The organism is Actinacidiphila sp. bgisy144, from assembly GCF_057708105.1.
Genome location: NZ_JBYIRM010000009.1, coordinates 16,405 through 33,619 on the forward strand (window position 1 = coordinate 16,405; position 17,215 = coordinate 33,619).

A 17,215-nucleotide genomic window follows, 5' to 3' on the forward strand; every position below is an offset into this window, starting at 1 on the left:
GCAGTCTAGGGATTACGAACATCGGGAGGAAATATTTCCGGCTCGGCCCGGTTGCCGAGGGCCCCCTCCACGCCCCACGACGCACGTCGCGCACCCCCGGTTCCGTGCCGCGGCACCCCGGGTTCGCCGCGGGTTCGCCGCGGGGGCACCAGTAGTACCACCCCGGCGCACCGGGCAGGGCGGCCCGCGCACCGCGGGTTTTGTGCGGGTGTCCGCCAGCCGGGACAGCCCGCGCCCCGCGGGCGGTCGGCCGATACGGTGGGAGCACCATGAACGACGCCCCGCAGACCCCACCGGCTGCCGCCGCGGACGAGACCGTCCCCATGATCCCCGCGGCCGACGCGCCGACCCTCCTGGTCAAGATCTTCGGCAGGGACCGGCCCGGGCTCACCGCCGGTCTCTTCGAGACGCTGGCCGGCTACGACGTGGCCGTGGTGGACATCGAGCAGGTGGTCACCCGCGGCCGGATCGTGCTGTGCGCGCTGGTCACCGCCCCGGCCGGCCGAGGCGCGGAGAGCGAGCTGCGGGTCACCGTGCACGGCTGGGCCGAGTCGATGAAGATGCAGGCCGAGATCATCTCCGGGATCGGCGACAACAGTCCGCGCGGCGCGGGCCGCTCCCACGTCACGGTGCTCGGGCGGCCGCTGGCACCGGAGTCCATCGCGGCCATAGCAGCCCTGATCACCGGCACCGGCGGCAACATCGACCGGATCTTCCGGCTGGCGAAGTACCCGGTGACCGCGGTGGAGTTCGCGGTGTCGGGTGCCGAGCACACCGCGCTGCGCTCGGCCCTGGCGCTGGAGTCGGCCGCGCGCGGGGTGGACGTGGCGGTGGTGTCCTCCGGGCTCCAGCGCCGGGCGCAGCGGCTGGTGGTGATGGACGTGGACTCCACCGTCATCCAGGACGAGGTGATCGAGCTGTTCGCCGCGCACGCCGGGTGCGAGGCGCAGGTCGCCGAGGTGACGGCGGCCGCGATGCGCGGCGAGCTGGACTTCGAGCAGTCGCTGCACGCGCGGGTGGCGCTGCTGGCGGGGCTGGACGCGTCGGTGGTGGACAAGGTCCGCGCCGAGGTGCGGCTGACGCCCGGCGCCCGCACCCTGGTGCGCACCCTGAAGCGGCTGGGCTACCAGGTGGGGGTGGTCTCCGGCGGCTTCACCCAGGTGACCGACGACCTCAAGGAGCGGCTGGGGCTGGACTTCGCCGCCGCGAACACCCTGGAGATCGTCGAGGGGCGGCTGACCGGCAAGGTGACCGGGCCGATAGTGGACCGGGCGGGCAAGGCGCGGCTGCTGCGGTCCTTCGCCGCGCTGGCCGGGGTGCCGCTGAGCCAGACGGTGGCGATCGGCGACGGCGCCAACGACCTGGACATGCTCAACACCGCGGGCCTGGGCGTGGCGTTCAACGCCAAGCCGCTGGTCCGGGAGGCGGCCGACGCGGCGGTGACGGTGCCGTTCCTGGACGCCGTGCTCTACCTGCTGGGGATCACCCGCGAGGAGATCGAGGCGGCCGACGCGCTGGACGGCACGGCCACGGACTGACCCGCCCGCCGGCCGTACCGCGCCGCCGCCTCTACGGCCGGCCCCGGGTCCTCACTCCTCGTGCGGCGCCCAGAAGGCGGTGAGGCGGGCCACGCCGTGCTCGGCGGACTTCCAGGGCCCGGTGAAGGTCAGGACGGCGAAGGCCGCGGTGGGGAAGCCGGCGCGGTGCATCCGGGCGCGGGCGTCGCCGTCCGAGGTGCCGGCCAGTGCCTCGGCGAGGGCGTGCATGCCCGGGTTGTGGCCGATCAGCAGGAGCGAGCCGACGCTGTCGGGGGTCTCGCCGACCAGGGCCAGCAGGTCGCCGAGGGAGGCGTCGTAGAGCCGCTCCTCGTAGACGGTCCTGGGCCGGTGCGTCATCTCGTGCGCGACGAGTTTCCAGGTCTCGCGGGTGCGGGTGGCCGTCGAGCACAGGGCGAGGTCGGGGGCGATGCCGTCGTCGGTGAAGCGGCGGCCGGCCGCGGGCGCGTCCAGGCGGCCGCGGTCGGCCAGCGGGCGCTCGTGGTCGGGCACGGCCGGCCAGTCGGCCTTGGCATGCCTGAGCAGGACGATGGTGCGGGTCGAATCGGCGCTCATGCCCTTCAGCTTTCCAGAATTCGGGCCGTCAGGCGCGGGCTGGGCCACCTGGCCCGGACCGGGGTTTCGCGCCGGCGCACGACCGGGGGCGTACGCGGGCTCGGAAGCAGGTCGGAACAGGTCACCACAGGTGGTGCAGCAGGGCGGTGAAGGCCGTGGTGAAGCGTGCGAGCAGGTCGCTGCCTGCGGCGCCGGAGGAGGCGTGCGCGGCGCCGCCGCTGAGCAGGGCCAGCAGCACGGCGAACGCCACCACGGGCAGCGCCACCGCCCACCAGGGCACCCTGGTCTGGGCGGCGGGCTCCCGCCCGGGGCCGCGGCCGGCGCCGGGCCGGACCGCGGACCGGGGCTGCCGCTCGTACAGGTGCGGGGACTGCGTGGTCACGTGGGCCGCCTCCGTGCTGGACCGTCGAACTGCCGGGTCGCTCTTCCCGGTGCGGTTCGACGCTACGGCGGCGCGGTGGCGCGGCCCATCCGGTCGTCCACCCACTTGACCCTGAGCCTGACCCCCTAGGGGAGGTGGGGTTGTCCCTACCCTGCGGTCAGGGTCGCGGGGTCGGTGGTCCGCGCCCGCGCGGACCACCGGGGAGGACGGACCGGGGGGGCGGGTGGGCTAGCCCATGCGGGCAGCGATGGTGGCGACCACCGCGACGATCGCGGGGACGCCCATCATGAGGCCGAAGATGATCAGCAGGCGGCGTTGCGGCTGCGGCGGATTCGGTTCGAGTACCGGCATGGCGTCCAGTCTGGCACCGCGCCCCGGGCGCGGTGCGGCGGGGTCACAGTTCGTCCTCGACGTGTCGGTTCCGCCCGGCCAGCACCCCGCACAGCACCTGGGGCACCACCAGGACGAGCATCAGCGCCATCGGCAGGCCCCAGCCGCCGGTCGCCTGGTTGAGGGTGCCGACCAGGATCGGCCCGGGGATGGCGAGCAGGTAGCCGCTGCTCTGCGCGAACGCCGACAGCCGTACGACGCCCGGTCCGCTGCGGGCGCGCATCCCGATCATCGTCAGCACCAGCGGGAAGGCGCAGTTGGCGACGCCGAGCAGCGCCGCCCACACCCAGGGCGCCGCGGCGGGCGCGGCCCACAGCCCGGCGAACCCGGCGATCTGGAAGGCGGCGAGCACCACCACGATCGGGGCCTGCGAGCGCATGCGGGCGGCGAGCAGCGGCAGCACGAACGACAGCGGCACGCCCAGCGCCATGGTGACGGCGAGCAGCAGGCCCGCCTTGTCCGCGGACAGCCCGGCGTCCCGGAAGATCTGCGGCATCCAGCCCATGGTGACGTAGGCGGCGGTGCCCTGGAGGCCGAAGTAGCCGGCGAGCACCCGGGCGGTGCGGCTGCGGCCGATCCGGCCGTGCTCTCCGGGGGCGGGGGCGGGCGTGGACGCGGACCCGGCGGCGGGGGCGGGCGCCGTTACGGGGGTGGCGGCCGCGCCGCGTACGGCCCGGGGGCGCGGCGGCTGCTGCCCGGACCGGTCCCGGACCAGCGGCAGCCAGGGCAGGATCGCGAGCGCGGCGAGCGCGGCCCACATGCCCAGGCCCAGCCGCCAACTGCCGCCCATCGCGTCGGTGAGCGGCACCGTGACGGCCGCGGCGACCGAGGTGCCCAGGGACAGGGCCATCGAGTAGACGCCGGTGACGGTGCCGACCCGGTCGGGGAAGTAGCGCTTGACGATGACCGGCATCAGCACGTTGGAGACCGCGATCCCGGCCAGCGCCAGCGCGCTGGTGGCCAGGAAGACCGGCGTGCCGCCGGCGAGCGGGCGCAGCAGCAGGCCGGCGGTGATGGCGGCCATCCCGGCGCAGACCACCGCGCCGGGCCCGTAGCGCCGGGCCAGCCGGGGCGCGGCGAAGCCGAACAGCGCGAAGCACGCGGCGGGTACCGAGGTGAGCAGCCCGGCCATGGTGCCGCTCATGCCGAGGCCGTCGCGGACCTCCTTCAGCAGCGCGCCGAGGCTGGTGATGGCCGGGCGCAGGTTGAGCGCGGCGAGGATCAGGGCCACGACGACGAGGCGGCGTATCCACCGCGCGGGCAGGGGCGGGCCGGGGTCGGCGCCGGGGCCGGCTCGGGGGGCGTCCGCGGGGGCGACGGCACCCGACGGTGCGGCCGCGGCGGGGTCGAGGGCCAGGGATTCGTCATCACGCATGAACCCATCATAGAATGATGGGATGAATCTTGGACCCGTCTCCCGCCCCGCTCCCCTCGCCGACCAGGTCATCGCGCGGCTGCGCGCGGAGATCGCCGCCGGGAACTGGCCGGTCGGATCGCGTATCCCGACCGAGCCGGAGCTGGTGGCGCAGCTGGGGGTGGCCCGCAACACCGTCCGGGAGGCGGTCCGCGCCCTGGCGCACAACGGGCTGCTCGACATCCGGCAGGGCTCGGGCACCTACGTCGTCGCGACCAGCGAACTGGCCGGGGTGATGCACCGTCGCTTCGCCGACGCCGACCCGCTGCACGTCGCCGAACTGCGCAGCTCCCTGGAGGCGAGCGCGGCAGGGCTGGCCGCCGAGCGCCGCACCGAGGCGGACCTGCGGCGGCTGGACGCGCTGACCGAGCGGCGCGAGCGCGCCTGGGACTCCGGCGGCGCCGAGGACTTCGTCCAGGCCGACGCCACCTGGCACCTGGCGGTGGTGGCCGCCTCGCACAACGACGTCTTCACCGCGCTGTACGCCGACCTCGGCGAGGTGCTGCGCGACTTCCTGCGGGCGGACGTCGGCCCGCAGGTGCGCCCCGAGGACTACGTCGACCACGCGCGGCTGCTGGCCGCGATCCGCGCCGGCGACGCCGCCGCCGCGGCCGCCGAGGCCCGCAACCACGCCTTCTCCTGCCGGTTCGGCGCCTTCCGGGTATGACGACGGCCTCCCTGCCCGCGAGGGCAGGAAGGCCGTCCAGGACCTGTGGGCCGGATCAACCGACCGCGTGCAGGCCGCCGTCCACGTGGATGATCTCGCCGGTGGTCTTGGGGAACCAGTCCGACAGCAGCGCCACGACGCCGCGGCCGGCCGGCTCCGGGTCGGTGAGGTCCCACGCCAGCGGGGAGCGGGTGTCCCACGCGGAGGCCAGGTCGCTGAAGCCGGGGATCGACTTGGCGGCCATCGAGCCGAGCGGGCCGGCCGACACCAGGTTGCAGCGCACGTTCCGCTCGCCGAGGTAGCGGGCGAGGTAGCGGGACGTCGACTCCAGCGCGGCCTTCGCCGGGCCCATCCAGTCGTACTGCTTCCAGGCGAACTGCGCGTCGAAGGTCAGGCCGACCACCGAGCCGCCGCTCACCGCGTCCGGGCCGTCGGCCTCCGTCATCAGCGGCAGCAGCGCCATGGTGAGGGACTTCAGCGAGAACGCCGAGACGTGCATCGCCGTGGACACCGACTCGAAGGGCGTGTCGAGGAAGTTGCCGCCGAGCGCGTCCTGCGGGGCGAAGCCGATGGAGTGCACGATCCCGTCGAGGCCGCCCAGCTCCTTGCGGACGACCTCCTCCAGGCCGGTCAGGTGCTCGGCGTTGGTCACGTCCAGCTCGATGACCTTCGTCGGCTTCGGCAGCTTCTTGGCGACACGGGCGGTCAGGGTGGGCCGGGGGAAGGCGGTGAGGATGATCTCGGCGCCCTGCTCCTGCGCCAGCTTGGCCGCGTGGAACGCGATGGACGACTCCATCAGCACGCCGGTGATCAGGATGCGCTTGCCTTCGAGGATTCCGCTCATGGTGATCAGTGACCCATGCCCAATCCGCCGTCAACCGGGATGACGGCTCCAGTGATGTACGAGGCGTCGTCGGAGGCGAGGAAGCGCACCGTGGCGGCGATCTCCTCCGGTCGCGCGTACCGGCCCAGCGGCACCTGGGAGACGATGCCGGAGCGCTGCTCGTCGGTGAGCGCCCGGGTCATGTCGGTGTCCACGAAGCCGGGCGCGACGACGTTGAAGGTGAGGTTGCGCGAGCCCAGTTCGCGGGCGAGCGAACGGGCGAATCCCACCAGTCCGGCCTTGGACGCGGCGTAGTTGGCCTGTCCGGCGCTGCCCAGCAGGCCCACGACGGACGAGATCAGCACGACCCGGCCCTTCTTCGCCCGCAGCATGCCGCGGTTGGCCCGCTTGACGACGCGGAAGGTGCCGGTGAGGTTGGTGTCCAGGACCGTGGTGAAGTCCTCCTCGGACATCCGCATCAGCAGCTGGTCCCGGGTGATGCCCGCGTTGGCGACCAGCACCTCGACGGTGCCGTGCTTCTCCTCGATCTCCTTGTACGCCTGCTCCACCTGCTCGCTGTCGGTGATGTCGCAGCGCACCGCGAGCGCGCCCGACTCGACCAGCTCCGCCGGCGGTTCACCCGAGCGGTACGTGATGGCGACCTTGTCGCCCGCGTCGACGAAGACCCGCGCGATGGCGAGACCGATGCCCCGGTTTCCTCCGGTGACCAGAACCGAGCGGCTCAACGGATCACTCTTTCCCTGCGTCGATGGGTCGGCTGTCTGCCTGAAAACTACCGGTAGCGCTCGCGTTCCGGGGAATCGGGCCGTACAGCCTGCCCACGAGGACCCTGTGGGGTTCCTACAGTGCCCGGCGGCGCCGGGGCCTGCGGATACGTCCCGCCGGTCAGGCGTCGTGCGGGGTGGCGGCCGCCGACGGGTCGGGCTGGGCGTGCTTCGTGGCGTACTGGTCCACGGTGACGGTCAGCGACTGCGCGATCTGACGCAGATAGGAGATGAGCCGCTCGGTCTCCTCCTGTTCGCCGCCGGCCGTCCTGCCGTCCTGGGCGCGCAGCTGCTCCAGGACCGCCTCGGCCTGTATCCGCGCGGCCCGCACCATGTTGCGGGCCTGCTCGCGGGCGGCGACCACGGTCTGCTCGGCCGACTGCTGGGCGCGGGCCTGCTGGAGGACCGCGTCCACGGTCGGCACCCCGGTGGGCCCGGCGCCGTCGCCGATGTTGTTCGCTCTGATCCAGTCCCGGTGGCGCTGCATGTCGGTGCGCAGCCGGTCGTTCTCCTGCGCCAGCGCGAGGAGTTCGGCGGCGCAGCGGCGCAACGCGTCGTGCACGGCCTCCTCGTTGTAGCCGCGGCGGGTCAGGGGGGCGCGGGGGAACGTCATCGAGCGCAGCGTCTCGGGCGTCACCCGGCGCTCCTCCGGGCGGTGTGCTCGTGGCTCGTTCACGTGTCTCCGATCACCGAGCGTCTTCGTAGTGCAGCAGGTCCTGGGGGATGCCGCCGGCCGCCAGGTCGCGCACGGTCGCGGTGACCATGGACGGCGAGCCGCAGACGTACACCGAGCGCCCGGGGCAGGTGCCCGAGCGCAGGACCGGGCCGGCCAGGCTGCGGTTCTCGAAGGTGCCGAAGTCCACACCGGTCAGCGGGGTGACGCGGAACCACGGGTGGGCCTCGGCCATCTGCCGCAGCGCGGGCATGTCGTACAGGCCGTGGACGTCGCGGGCCCCGAAGAACAGGTCCACCCGGCGGGCCGGGCCGTACCAGGCGATCTCCTCGACCAGGGCGCGCAGCGGCGCCAGGCCGGTGCCGCCGGCCACCAGCACCAGGTCCCGGCCCTGGGAGCGCCGCAGACCCAGCCGGTCGCCGACCGGGGCGCCCAGCCGCAGCACGTCGCCCTGCCGCAGCGAGTAGACCATGGCGGGACTGACCAGGCCGCCGTCGATGGAGCGCACGTGCAGTTCGATGGTGCCGTCGGCGCGTACGGCGTTGGCCGGGGTGAAGGAGCGCCAGGTGCTCGGCAGCACCGGGGTCTCCACCATCACGGACTGCCCGGCGGCGTAGGCCATCGGCTGGTCCAGGCGCAGGGTGAGGACGGCGAGGTCGAAGCCGCGCTGCTCGCGCCGCACCACTTCGGCGTTCCACCAGGGCGGGTTGACCGCGGCGTCGGTCTCGGCGGCCTGGAACATGGTGCGGGCCACCACGCCGTACGCCTCGGTCCAGCCGCGCTGGAGCTCCGGGGTCCACGCCTCGCCCAGGAAGTAGCCGAGGGTGGCCAGCAGCGCCCGGCCGACCGCGTCGTAGTGCTCGGCCACCACCTGGAACTTGCGGTGGTCGCGGCCGAGTTGCTGGAGGAACGGCACCAGCCGCTCGGGGTCGTCGACATCGGCGACGATCCGGCCCAGGGCCGCGACGAGGCGGTCGCGCTGGAGGCCCATGGAGACCGGGAACATCGGCCGGACCTCCGGCGCGATGAGGAACAGGTAGGAGTAGAAGTACCGCGGTACCTCGTCCCCGGACTTGCCGACCAGGGCGAAGGAGTCCCGCAGCGCCTGGGTGTCGCTCACGGGCGGCCACCGGCGGCTGACATCATCCGAGACCTCCGGACAGTTGGGGGGTGACCGGCGGTCCGCCGCGGCGGACCGCCGACGGCTCCGTCAGCGGGCGACCGCATCGCCGGCCGCGAGCATGGTGTCGGTGATCACGCCGTAGACCCCGGCCCAGGACTCCTCCATGGCGGGCGTCCACGCGTCGCCCGCGAAGTGCTGCAGGGTGGCTATGAGGCTGGCCCCCACCGCCGGGTAGTGCTCGGGCAGCGCGCCGTAGCCCACGTGGCGCCGCCCGAGGTTCTGCAGCATGCCGGTCAGCGTCTCGGGGTTGTCGATGTTGGAGACCAGCGCGCCCAGTGCCGCCCAGAGGCGGTCGCGCTGCTCGTCGATGTGCGGCGCGAACAGCGGGCGCACCTCGGGGTGATGGGTGAACAGGTGGTCGTAGAAATATGCGGTCACCTGCGTGCCGTTCGGCTCGACAACCTTGAAACTGCTGCGGATCAGCGAAGTGTCTACGGTCATGGCGGCCGACTCTAGCGAGGCGCCCGTGAATCGAACAAGTTGGGTCGGGAGTGTGCCGGAACCATCTCAGAAAATCCGCATCTTGATGTCGGATATCTCGACGGACCCTCTCCCCTGACGGACATCGCCCGCAATCAGCCCATCCATGGGTGGATTCCGCGCATATGGGACCGCAGTCCTCTGAACTGCCAGGACACAGGCCGCTTTCCGCCCTTCCTGACGCCGCGGCAGGTGCGCGAGAGGAGTACCGGCGGCCCGAACTTGTGAAGGCGTCCCGGCATGTGGAAGTCTCCGGCCCGAAGCATCCGCGCGGCGCCTGACCGGAAAGCGGCCGGCAAATCCCGGACGGCCGCGGCGGTTTTACGGCATTGCGGATTCCGCGCGCTCTCGTGATGCCCGCGACGTTATTCCGGAACCCGATCATCCGCGCCCGGGTCACGAACATCCGCGGTTTTGCCGCGACACCCCTTCTCACGTGCCGCCGCCGGGAGTTGCGGGCGGGCCGGTCGGCGGCGCGGCCGTGGTGTGGGCGAATCCGGCGCGTGCGGCGGGCGGGGCGTGGTTCACTGCGGGCACGCGAAGGAAGGGAAGTCGTCGTGCCGCATGAGGTGGATGGGTCGTTCGTGGCGTTGCCGTTGCGCGCGCTGGCCGATGCCGCGCTGGCCAGAGCGCGTGCGCTGGGGGCCGAGCACGCGGACTTCCGGCTGGAGCGGGTGCGCAGCGCGGCGTGGCGGCTGCGGGACGCCCGCCCGGCCGGCTCCTCGGACGTCACGGACCTGGGGTACGCCGTCCGCGTGGTGCACGGCGGGGCGTGGGGCTTCGCCGCCGGCGTCGACCTGACGATGGACGGCGCGGCGAAGGTCGCCACGCAGGCCGTCGCGATGGCGAAGCTGTCGGCGAGGGTGATCGCGGCCGCCGGCTCGCCCGAGCGGGTCGAACTGGCCGCCGAGCCGGTGCACGCGGACCGCACCTGGGTGTCGTCCTATGAGGTCAACCCCTTCGACGTGCCCGACGAGGAGAAGACCGGGCTGCTCGCACAGTGGAGTGCGGGGCTGCTGGCCGCGGACGGCGTCTCCCATGTGGACGCGTCGCTGATGACCGTCCAGGAGAACAAGTTCTACGCCGACACCGCCGGCACCAGCACGATCCAGCAGCGGGTCCGGCTGCATCCGACGCTGACGGCGGTCTCCGTCGACCCGGGCGGCGACTTCGACTCGATGCGCACCCTGGCCCCGCCGGCCGGCCGCGGCTGGGAGTACCTGACCGGCGGCACCTGGGACTGGTCCGGCGAACTGGCGGCGCTGCCGGAGCTGCTGGCCGAGAAGATGCGCGCCCCCTCGGTGCGCGCCGGCCGCTACGACCTGGTGGTCGACCCGTCGAACCTGTGGCTGACCATCCACGAGTCGGTCGGCCACGCCACCGAACTGGACCGCGCGCTCGGCTACGAAGCGGCGTACGCGGGCACCTCCTTCGCCACCTTCGACCAGCTCGGCACCCTGAAGTACGGCTCCGCGCACATGAACGTCACCGGGGACCGCACCGCCGAACACGGCCTGGCCACCGTCGGGTTCGACGACGAGGGCGTGGCCGCCCAGTCCTGGGACCTGGTGCGCGACGGCGTCCTGGTCGGCTACCAGCTCGACCGGCGGATCGCGAAGCTCACCGGCTTCGAGCGGTCCAACGGCTGCGCCTTCGCGGACTCCCCCGGCCATGTCCCGGTGCAGCGCATGGCGAACGTGTCGCTCCAGCCGGCACCCGGCGGCCCGTCCACCGAGGAGCTGATCGGCTCCGTCGACCGCGGGATCTACGTGGTCGGCGACCGCTCCTGGTCCATCGACATGCAGCGCTACAACTTCCAGTTCACCGGGCAGCGCTTCTTCCTGATCGAGCACGGCAGGCTCGCCGGGCAGCTCAAGGACGTCGCCTACCAGGCCACCACCACCGACTTCTGGGGCTCCATGGCCGCGGTCGGCGGCCCGCAGACCTATGTGCTCGGCGGCGCCTTCAACTGCGGCAAGGCCCAGCCGGGCCAGGTCGCGGCGGTCAGCCACGGCTGCCCGTCGGCCCTCTTCGAGGGCGTCAGCATTCTCAACACCACGCAGGAGGCCGGCCGATGAGCGGCAGCGTCAGCAGCGCGGCGACCACGCCGCACGAGATCGTGGAGCGCGCCCTGGAGCTGTCCCGGGCCGACGGCTGCGTGGTGATCGCCGACGAGCAGTCCAGCGCCAACCTGCGCTGGGCGGCCAACTCCCTGACCACCAACGGCGTGACCCGCGGCCGCACCCTCACGGTGATCGCCACGGTCGACGGCGCCGAGGGCACCGCCTCCGGCACGGTCTCGCGCAGCGCGGTGACCGCCGACGAGCTGGAGCCGCTGGTACGGGCCGCGGAGGCGGCGGCGCGGGCGGCGGGGCCCGCGGAGGACGCCCGGCCGCTGGTGCCCGGCCGCGCCCCGTCGGCGGACTTCACCGCGCCGCCCGCGGAGACCTCCTCCGAGGTGTTCGCGGCGTTCGCGCCCGCGCTCGGCGAGGCGTTCGGCGCCGCCGCGGCCGGCGGCCGGGAGCTGTACGGCTTCGCCCACCACTACGTGACGTCCACCTACCTGGGCAGCTCCACCGGGCTGCGGCTGCGGCACGACCAGCCCTCCGGCACCCTCGAGGTGAACGCGAAGTCCCCGGACCGGACCCGTTCGGCGTGGGCCGGCCGCGCCACCCGTGACTTCGGGGATGTCGACCCGCTGGCGCTGGACGCCGAGCTGGCCCGGCGGCTGGCCTGGGCGGAGCGCAAGGTCGAACTGCCCGCGGGGCGCTACGAGACGCTGCTGCCGCCCACCGCGGTCGCGGACCTGTTGATCTACCAGCTCTGGTCGTCCGGGGCCCGCGACGCGGCCGAGGGCCGTACGGTCTTCTCCCGCCCCGGCGGCGGCACCCGGATCGGCGACAAGGTCGCCGCGCTGCCCCTGACGCTGCGCAGCGACCCGGCCGAACCGGGCCTGGAGGCGGCGCCGTTCGTCATCGCGCACGCCTCGGACGACGACTCGTCGGTCTTCGACAACGGGCTGCCGCTCGGCCCGGTGGAGTGGGTGCGCGAGGGCACCCTCAACCAGCTGCTCACCAGCCGGCACACCGCGGAGCTGACCAGGGTGCCGCTGGCGCCGATGGTGGACAACCTGGTGCTGGACGGCGGCGGCACCCGCTCCCTGGAGGAGATGGTGGCCGGCACCGAACGCGGCCTGCTGCTGACCTGCCTGTGGTACATCCGCGAGGTGGACCCGGCGACGCTGCTGCTGACCGGCCTGACCCGGGACGGGGTGTACCTGGTGGAGGGCGGCGAGGTGACCGGCGAGGTGAACAACTTCCGGTTCAACGAGTCGCCGGTCGACCTGCTGGGCCGCGCCACCGAGGCGGGCCGCACCGAGCGCACCCTGCCCCGCGAGTGGGGCGACTACTTCACCCGTGCCGCCACCCCGGCGCTGCGGATTCCCGACTTCAACATGAGTTCGGTCAGCCAGGGCGTCTGAGCGGCCGGGCCGGCGGAACAGGCGCGGGCCGAGGCGACGGCCGGAACAGGGGAGGGACCATGCTCGACGAGAAGCAGACGGTCAAGGTGTCGAAGTTCCTGTCGCTGGTGCTGCGGCACGACCCGCAGGCCGTGGGCGTCACCCTCGACGAGGCCGGCTGGGTGGGGGTCGGCGAACTGCTCGCCGCGTGCGCCGCCCACGGCCGCCGCATCTCGCGCGCGGACCTGGACCACGTGGTCGCCACGAACAGCAAGCGCCGGTTCGCCTACTCCCCGGACGGCCGCCGGATACGCGCCAGCCAGGGCCACTCGGTGCCGGTGGAGCTGGGCCTGCCCGCCACCGCTCCCCCGGACGTGCTCTACCACGGCACCGCGGCCGCGGCGTGGCCGCTGATCCGGCAGGAGGGCCTGCGGCCGATGTCCCGGCAGGACGTGCACCTGTCCGCGGACCCCGGGACGGCGCTACGGGTGGGCGCCCGGCACGGCCGCCCGGTGGTGCTGGTGGTGGACGCGGCGGGGATGGCGGCCGCCGGGCAGGCCTTCCGGGTCAGCGACAACGGGGTGTGGCTCACCGACGCGGTGCCGCCGCGGTGGCTGCGGCAGGCGCCGCAGGGCGGGCCGGGCCGCCGCTGAGCCGGCGGTCACCTCCGCGCCGCGTCGCGGCGGCGCCTGCGCCCGGCCCACAGGGCGTCGCCGATCGCCACCAGCACGATGGCGCCGACGAGTTGCAGCAGGTGCCGGGTCCAGTCGAAGCCGCTGGTGTGGCGGACGCCGAGCCACCGGGACACGCCGTTGCCGAGCGCGCTGCCGCCGATACCGCAGATCACGGTGAGCCACAGCGGCAGGCTCTGCTTGCCGGGGATGATCGCTTTGGCGATCAGACCGAGCACCAGGCCGACGATGATCGCCCACAACCAACCCATGCCGCTCGCCTCCTCCGGCCGGGCCGCGTGCGCCCGGCAGATGTCCCGCCAGTGTCCGCCCGGACGGCCTACGCCGCATGTCGGGCAGCGCCCTACCGCGTGCGGCGCGGCAGCGGCACGGCACGCGGCAGGCCGCCCCGCTCTGCTGTGCGGCGCCCCGGCGGCGTACCGTGGTGCCACCGGTGAGCAGGTGTCGTGACCCGTGATCGGCACGGCCCGGTGCGTGGAGCAGGCGGTGGAGCGGGATGGGGAAGCAGGGCGGTCCTGAGGTCTTCCGGATCACCGGGGCACGGGCCGGGCTCACCGACGACGTACGCGGGCGCCAGCGGCGCTACATCATCTCGATGTCGATCCGCACCGTCTCGGTGGTCCTGACGGTGGTGCTGTGGAACGTCGAACGGCCGCTGGCGTGGGCGACGCTCGTCGTGGGCCTGCTGCTGCCGTACGTGGCCGTGGTCTTCGCCAACGGCGGGCGGGAGAACGCGCCGGACCTGCCGTCGTCCTATGTGCCGCCGCTGTCCCGGCCGGCCCTGGAGCCGTCGGAGGTGGTGCCGGGCGCGGAGGCCGCCCCGGCCCGGCCCGGGGACACGGGCGGGGACACGGGCGGAGACGCGTTCGGAAAGCAGCCGGACGCGGACTGACCGCGCCCTTTCGAACAGCGACTGGTCCAGACCAATGGCGGTGGGCCGGGAAAGCTCAAGAAAAGCTCAGATCAATCGTCCTGTTCCCCCTCCACGAGCGGCGGAGCGCGTGCCATACTGCGGTACGCGCTCCGTATCCCCCGTCGGAGCGATGGACCGACGCCGGGCGGCTCCCCCCGTGGCTGCCCGGCGTCGCCATGTGCGCGGCCGCCGTGTTCGAAACCGCCGCGTCCGAGGCGGCCGGGTCCGGTGCTCCGCGGCCGCCCTGTTTACTGGGTGCCATGAGCGACGAGATGCCGCCGACCTGCTCGGCGAAGGGCTGCCGGGCGGCCGCCGTGTGGGTGCTGGCCTGGAACAACCCGAAACTGCACACCCCGGAGCGGCGCAAGACCTGGCTGGCGTGCGAGGAGCACCGCGAGCACCTGTCCCAGTTCCTCGGGGTGCGGGGCTTCCTCAAGGACGTGGTGGCGCTGACGGAGTGGGAGGCCCGGTCAGCCGCCGATGGCTGACATCGGCCGGTCCGGCTGGAGGAACGCCGGGTCGTCCAGGCCCGAGCCCGCCTTCTTGCCCCACGTCGCCGTCCGCCACCGCTCGGCGATCTCGGCGTCCCCGGCGCCCGAGCGCAGCGCCCCGCGCAGGTCGGACTCCTCGCGGGCGAACAGGCAGGTGCGCACCTGGCCGTCGGCGGTCAGCCGGGTACGGTCGCAGGCACGGCAGAACGGCCGCGTCACCGAGGCGATCACCCCGACCCGGGCCGGGCCGCCGTCCACCAGCCAGCGTTCGGCCGGCGCGTGGCCGCGGGCCGGCTCGCCCTCGGCGGTGAGCGCGAAGCGGGTGCGCAGCGCGGTCAGGATCTCCTCGGCGGTGACCATGCCGGAGCGCTGCCAGCCGTGCTGCGCGTCCAGCGGCATCTGCTCGATGAACCGCAGTTCGTAGCCCTCGGCCAGGGCCCATGCGAGCAGGTCGGGCGCCTCGTCGTCATTGACCCCGCGCATCAGGACGGCGTTGACCTTGACCGGGGTGAGCCCGGCGGCGCGGGCGGCGGCCAGCCCGTCGAGCACGTCGCGGTGCCGGTCCCGGCGGGTCAGGGTGCGGAAGGTGTCGGGGCGCAGGGTGTCCAGCGACACGTTGACCCGGTCCAGGCCCGCGGCGCGCAGCGCGCCGGCGGTGCGGCCCAGCCCGATCCCGTTGGTGGTCAGCGACAGCCGGGGGCGCGGCTCCAGTGCGGCGCAGCGGGCCACGATGCCGGCCAGGCCCGGGCGCAGCAGCGGCTCGCCGCCGGTGAACCGCACGTCGGTGACGCCGAGTTCGGTGACGGCGACCCGGACCAGCCGGACCACCTCGTCGTCGGTGAGCAGGTCGGGGCGGGCCAGCCAGCGCAGGCCCTCCTCGGGCATGCAGTAGGTGCAGCGCAGGTTGCAGCGGTCGGTGAGTGAGACCCGGAGGTCCGTGGCGACCCGACCGTAGGTGTCGACGAGCACGGCCCCTCCTTCCGTTCCCGCACCGGCGCGGCGGTCCGCCGGTGCTCGCGGCCGGCGCGTACGGCACCGGCCCGCTGCTCACCTCCCACCCTAGGTCCTCCCGGCCCGCGCCTGCCGCGACAGACTGGTGGAACGGCGGCTCGGGGGCCCGCGCGGCACCGTCATCACCCGCGGTCCGGCCATGGGGTGGGAAACGCTGTCGGCGACGGCCCTTATCCTCAATGACCATGCTGGACAACCGGACCGAGCCGCCTACCGCTCCCGGCGGGCCGACCCCGACGCCGACCACCGCCCCGGCGGCGGTCCGCGCGGCGATCCCCGCCCCGGCCCCGCCGCCCTGGCTGCCCGCACCGGCGTCGTGGCCCGCCGGCTACCCCGCGGGCTACGCCGTGGTCGACGTGGAGACCACCGGGCTCAGCCGGAACGACCGGATCGTGTCCGCGGCCGTCTACCGGCTGGACGCCTACGGCACGGTGCAGGACCACTGGTACTCGCCGGTGAACCCGCAGCGCGACCCCGGCCCGGTCTGGATTCACGGTCTGACCGCGGCGGCCCTGGCGAAGGCGCCGCTCTTCGCGGAGATCGCCGACGCCCTCGCGGAGCAGCTGGCCGGGCGGGTCCTGGTGGCGCACAACGCGGTCTTCGACTGGTCCATGCTGGCACGGGAGTTCGCCCGCGCGCAGACCACCGCACCGGTCGAGCACCGGCTGTGCACCATCGTGCTGGCCAAGGAGCTGGGCCTGCCGCTGGCCAACCACAAGCTGGAGACGCTCGCCGCGCACTACGGGGTCGAGCAGCGCCGGGCGCACCACGCGCTCGACGACGCCCGGGTGCTCGCCGAGACGTTCCGGCCGAGCCTGCACCTGGCGGCCGCCGCGGACCTGCCGCTGCCGCTGCACGCCTGCCGCCCGCTGACGGAGTGGAAGGACGCCGCGGGCGCACCGGCGCGCCCCGGCCAGGAGGAGCGGACCGCGGCGCCGCGCGCCGGCCGCCTGTACGGCTCGGGGTACGGCAACTCCGGCTGGCGCCCGGCCCGCAAGCGGCCGGCCTGCCCGTATCCGAACCCCGGGCGGCTGGCGCCGGACGGGCCGCTGGTCCAGGGCATGCGGGTGGCGTTCTCCGGCGACACCGGCATCGACCGCGAGCTGCTGGAGGACCGGGCCACCGACGCGGGGCTGCACGTCGCGTCGTCCGTGAGCCGCCTGACCAGCCTGCTGGTCACCAATGACCCCGACTCCCCTACCACCAAGGCGGTCCGCGCCCGGCAGGTCGGCACCCCGATCATCGACGAGGCGCGCTTCGCCGAACTGCTCAAGGCCGTCCGGCCCGCCGACGGTGTACACGGTTGACGCCTGGGTGCCGTACACCGCCGTACGGGTGAAAGGGGCGGCCCGACCCGCCGCCGCGCCGCGCGGAGCGTTGCCCACCCGGCGGCCGGTCCGCACCCTGAACGGCATGGCCCGTTGCGAGGTTTGCGGAAACGACTACGCGTTGAGCTTCGAGGTGCACGCCCAGGGCGCGGTGCACGTCTTCGACAGCTTCGAGTGCGCGATCCACCGGCTGGCACCGATCTGCGAGCACTGCCGCGTGCAGATCGTCGGCCACGGGGTGGAGGTCGACGGCCGGTTCTACTGCTGCGCGCACTGCGCCAACGCGGAGGGCGCGGTCGGCATCGTCGACCGGGTCGGCACGCCCTCCCCCGCCTGACCGCCGCGCCGCCCGACCGCCCGCCCCACCGCGCCCGCACCTTCCCGGACCCGCGCTCCCCACCCCCGCCGCCGA

Annotated in this window: 20 protein-coding genes; 9 read left to right on the forward strand and 11 right to left on the reverse strand. The window is 73.9% G+C overall.

Annotated features, from left to right (window positions below; translation table 11 throughout):
• The first annotated feature begins 269 nt into the window (after positions 1 to 269).
• A complete protein-coding gene (serB, locus tag AC3EVP_RS12960) occupies positions 270 to 1,538 on the forward strand; it encodes a phosphoserine phosphatase SerB (RefSeq protein ID WP_435129471.1) in 1,269 nt (422 codons plus the stop codon).
• A gap of 51 nt (positions 1,539 to 1,589) precedes the next feature.
• On the opposite strand, the gene AC3EVP_RS12965 is transcribed toward serB, so the two are convergent.
• From AC3EVP_RS12965 to AC3EVP_RS12980, 4 genes are all read right to left on the reverse strand, one after another.
• Complete coding sequence (locus AC3EVP_RS12965; protein ID WP_335973147.1) at positions 1,590 to 2,111, reverse strand: SixA phosphatase family protein; 522 nt, start codon at positions 2,109 to 2,111, stop codon at positions 1,590 to 1,592.
• 121 nt (positions 2,112 to 2,232) lie between these two features.
• Complete coding sequence (locus AC3EVP_RS12970; RefSeq protein WP_335973149.1) at positions 2,233 to 2,493, reverse strand: hypothetical protein; 261 nt, start codon at positions 2,491 to 2,493, stop codon at positions 2,233 to 2,235.
• Between the two features lie 228 nt (positions 2,494 to 2,721).
• Positions 2,722 to 2,844: an SGM_5486 family transporter-associated protein gene (locus AC3EVP_RS12975; protein ID WP_262413603.1), complete on the reverse strand. Its 123-nt coding sequence runs from the start codon at positions 2,842 to 2,844 to the stop codon at positions 2,722 to 2,724.
• A 43-nt stretch (positions 2,845 to 2,887) separates the two neighbouring features.
• Positions 2,888 to 4,258 carry a CynX/NimT family MFS transporter gene (locus AC3EVP_RS12980; protein WP_435129476.1) on the reverse strand — a complete coding sequence of 457 codons (1,371 nt, stop codon included), beginning with the start codon at positions 4,256 to 4,258 and terminating at the stop codon, positions 2,888 to 2,890.
• 22 nt (positions 4,259 to 4,280) lie between these two features.
• Between AC3EVP_RS12980 and AC3EVP_RS12985 the strand changes: the two genes are divergently transcribed.
• Positions 4,281 to 4,964: a FadR/GntR family transcriptional regulator gene (locus tag AC3EVP_RS12985; protein ID WP_335973155.1), complete on the forward strand. Its 684-nt coding sequence runs from the start codon at positions 4,281 to 4,283 to the stop codon at positions 4,962 to 4,964.
• Between the two features lie 55 nt (positions 4,965 to 5,019).
• Here the strand turns inward: AC3EVP_RS12985 and fabI are convergent, their stop codons facing one another.
• The 5 genes from fabI to AC3EVP_RS13010 all read right to left on the reverse strand — a co-directional run bounded on the left by fabI (position 5,020) and on the right by AC3EVP_RS13010 (position 8,869).
• Positions 5,020 to 5,808 (reverse strand): enoyl-ACP reductase FabI, encoded by a 789-nt coding sequence (fabI, locus tag AC3EVP_RS12990; RefSeq protein WP_435129479.1) that lies wholly within the window; start codon positions 5,806 to 5,808, stop codon positions 5,020 to 5,022.
• A 5-nt stretch (positions 5,809 to 5,813) separates the two neighbouring features.
• Positions 5,814 to 6,533, reverse strand: a complete 720-nt coding sequence (gene fabG / locus AC3EVP_RS12995) for a 3-oxoacyl-[acyl-carrier-protein] reductase (RefSeq protein WP_435129482.1) — start codon at positions 6,531 to 6,533, stop codon at positions 5,814 to 5,816.
• Between the two features lie 160 nt (positions 6,534 to 6,693).
• Positions 6,694 to 7,209 (reverse strand): DivIVA domain-containing protein, encoded by a 516-nt coding sequence (locus AC3EVP_RS13000; RefSeq protein ID WP_335973166.1) that lies wholly within the window; start codon positions 7,207 to 7,209, stop codon positions 6,694 to 6,696.
• Positions 7,210 to 7,258: 49 nt separating this feature from the next.
• Complete coding sequence (locus tag AC3EVP_RS13005) at positions 7,259 to 8,365, reverse strand: globin domain-containing protein (RefSeq protein ID WP_335973168.1); 1,107 nt, start codon at positions 8,363 to 8,365, stop codon at positions 7,259 to 7,261.
• 90 nt (positions 8,366 to 8,455) lie between these two features.
• A complete protein-coding gene (locus AC3EVP_RS13010) occupies positions 8,456 to 8,869 on the reverse strand; it encodes a globin domain-containing protein (RefSeq protein WP_335973173.1) in 414 nt (137 codons plus the stop codon).
• Between the two features lie 596 nt (positions 8,870 to 9,465).
• Here AC3EVP_RS13010 and AC3EVP_RS13015 point away from each other — a divergent pair.
• From AC3EVP_RS13015 to AC3EVP_RS13025, 3 genes are read left to right on the forward strand one after another with little or no spacing between them, the layout of a single operon-like run.
• On the forward strand, positions 9,466 to 10,986 hold the full coding sequence (locus tag AC3EVP_RS13015) for a TldD/PmbA family protein (protein ID WP_435129487.1): 1,521 nt from the start codon (positions 9,466 to 9,468) through the stop codon (positions 10,984 to 10,986).
• Positions 10,983 to 12,389, forward strand: a complete 1,407-nt coding sequence (locus AC3EVP_RS13020; RefSeq protein ID WP_435129490.1) for a metallopeptidase TldD-related protein — start codon at positions 10,983 to 10,985, stop codon at positions 12,387 to 12,389. The genes AC3EVP_RS13015 and AC3EVP_RS13020 overlap by 4 nt, the downstream gene beginning before the upstream one ends.
• Before the next feature lie 59 nt (positions 12,390 to 12,448).
• Positions 12,449 to 13,021: an RNA 2'-phosphotransferase gene (locus AC3EVP_RS13025; protein ID WP_435129493.1), complete on the forward strand. Its 573-nt coding sequence runs from the start codon at positions 12,449 to 12,451 to the stop codon at positions 13,019 to 13,021.
• 8 nt (positions 13,022 to 13,029) lie between these two features.
• Here the strand turns inward: AC3EVP_RS13025 and AC3EVP_RS13030 are convergent, their stop codons facing one another.
• Positions 13,030 to 13,311 carry a GlsB/YeaQ/YmgE family stress response membrane protein gene (locus AC3EVP_RS13030; RefSeq protein ID WP_335973188.1) on the reverse strand — a complete coding sequence of 94 codons (282 nt, stop codon included), beginning with the start codon at positions 13,309 to 13,311 and terminating at the stop codon, positions 13,030 to 13,032.
• Positions 13,312 to 13,556: 245 nt separating this feature from the next.
• Between AC3EVP_RS13030 and AC3EVP_RS13035 the strand changes: the two genes are divergently transcribed.
• Positions 13,557 to 13,952, forward strand: coding sequence for a DUF3099 domain-containing protein (locus tag AC3EVP_RS13035; protein ID WP_435129496.1), 396 nt, complete (start codon positions 13,557 to 13,559; stop codon positions 13,950 to 13,952).
• A 281-nt stretch (positions 13,953 to 14,233) separates the two neighbouring features.
• Entirely contained in the window at positions 14,234 to 14,461 is a 228-nt protein-coding gene (locus tag AC3EVP_RS13040) for a hypothetical protein (protein ID WP_335973191.1), read from the forward strand.
• Here AC3EVP_RS13040 and moaA read toward each other — a convergent pair.
• Complete coding sequence (gene moaA, locus AC3EVP_RS13045) at positions 14,444 to 15,433, reverse strand: GTP 3',8-cyclase MoaA (RefSeq protein ID WP_435129499.1); 990 nt, start codon at positions 15,431 to 15,433, stop codon at positions 14,444 to 14,446. The genes AC3EVP_RS13040 and moaA overlap by 18 nt on opposite strands.
• A 227-nt stretch (positions 15,434 to 15,660) precedes the next feature.
• On the opposite strand from moaA, the gene AC3EVP_RS13050 reads away from it, so the two are divergent.
• Positions 15,661 to 16,782, forward strand: coding sequence for a DEDDh family exonuclease (locus AC3EVP_RS13050; protein WP_435129502.1), 1,122 nt, complete (start codon positions 15,661 to 15,663; stop codon positions 16,780 to 16,782).
• Between the two features lie 106 nt (positions 16,783 to 16,888).
• Positions 16,889 to 17,140: a hypothetical protein gene (locus AC3EVP_RS13055; protein WP_335973202.1), complete on the forward strand. Its 252-nt coding sequence runs from the start codon at positions 16,889 to 16,891 to the stop codon at positions 17,138 to 17,140.
• Positions 17,141 to 17,215 lie beyond the last annotated feature (75 nt).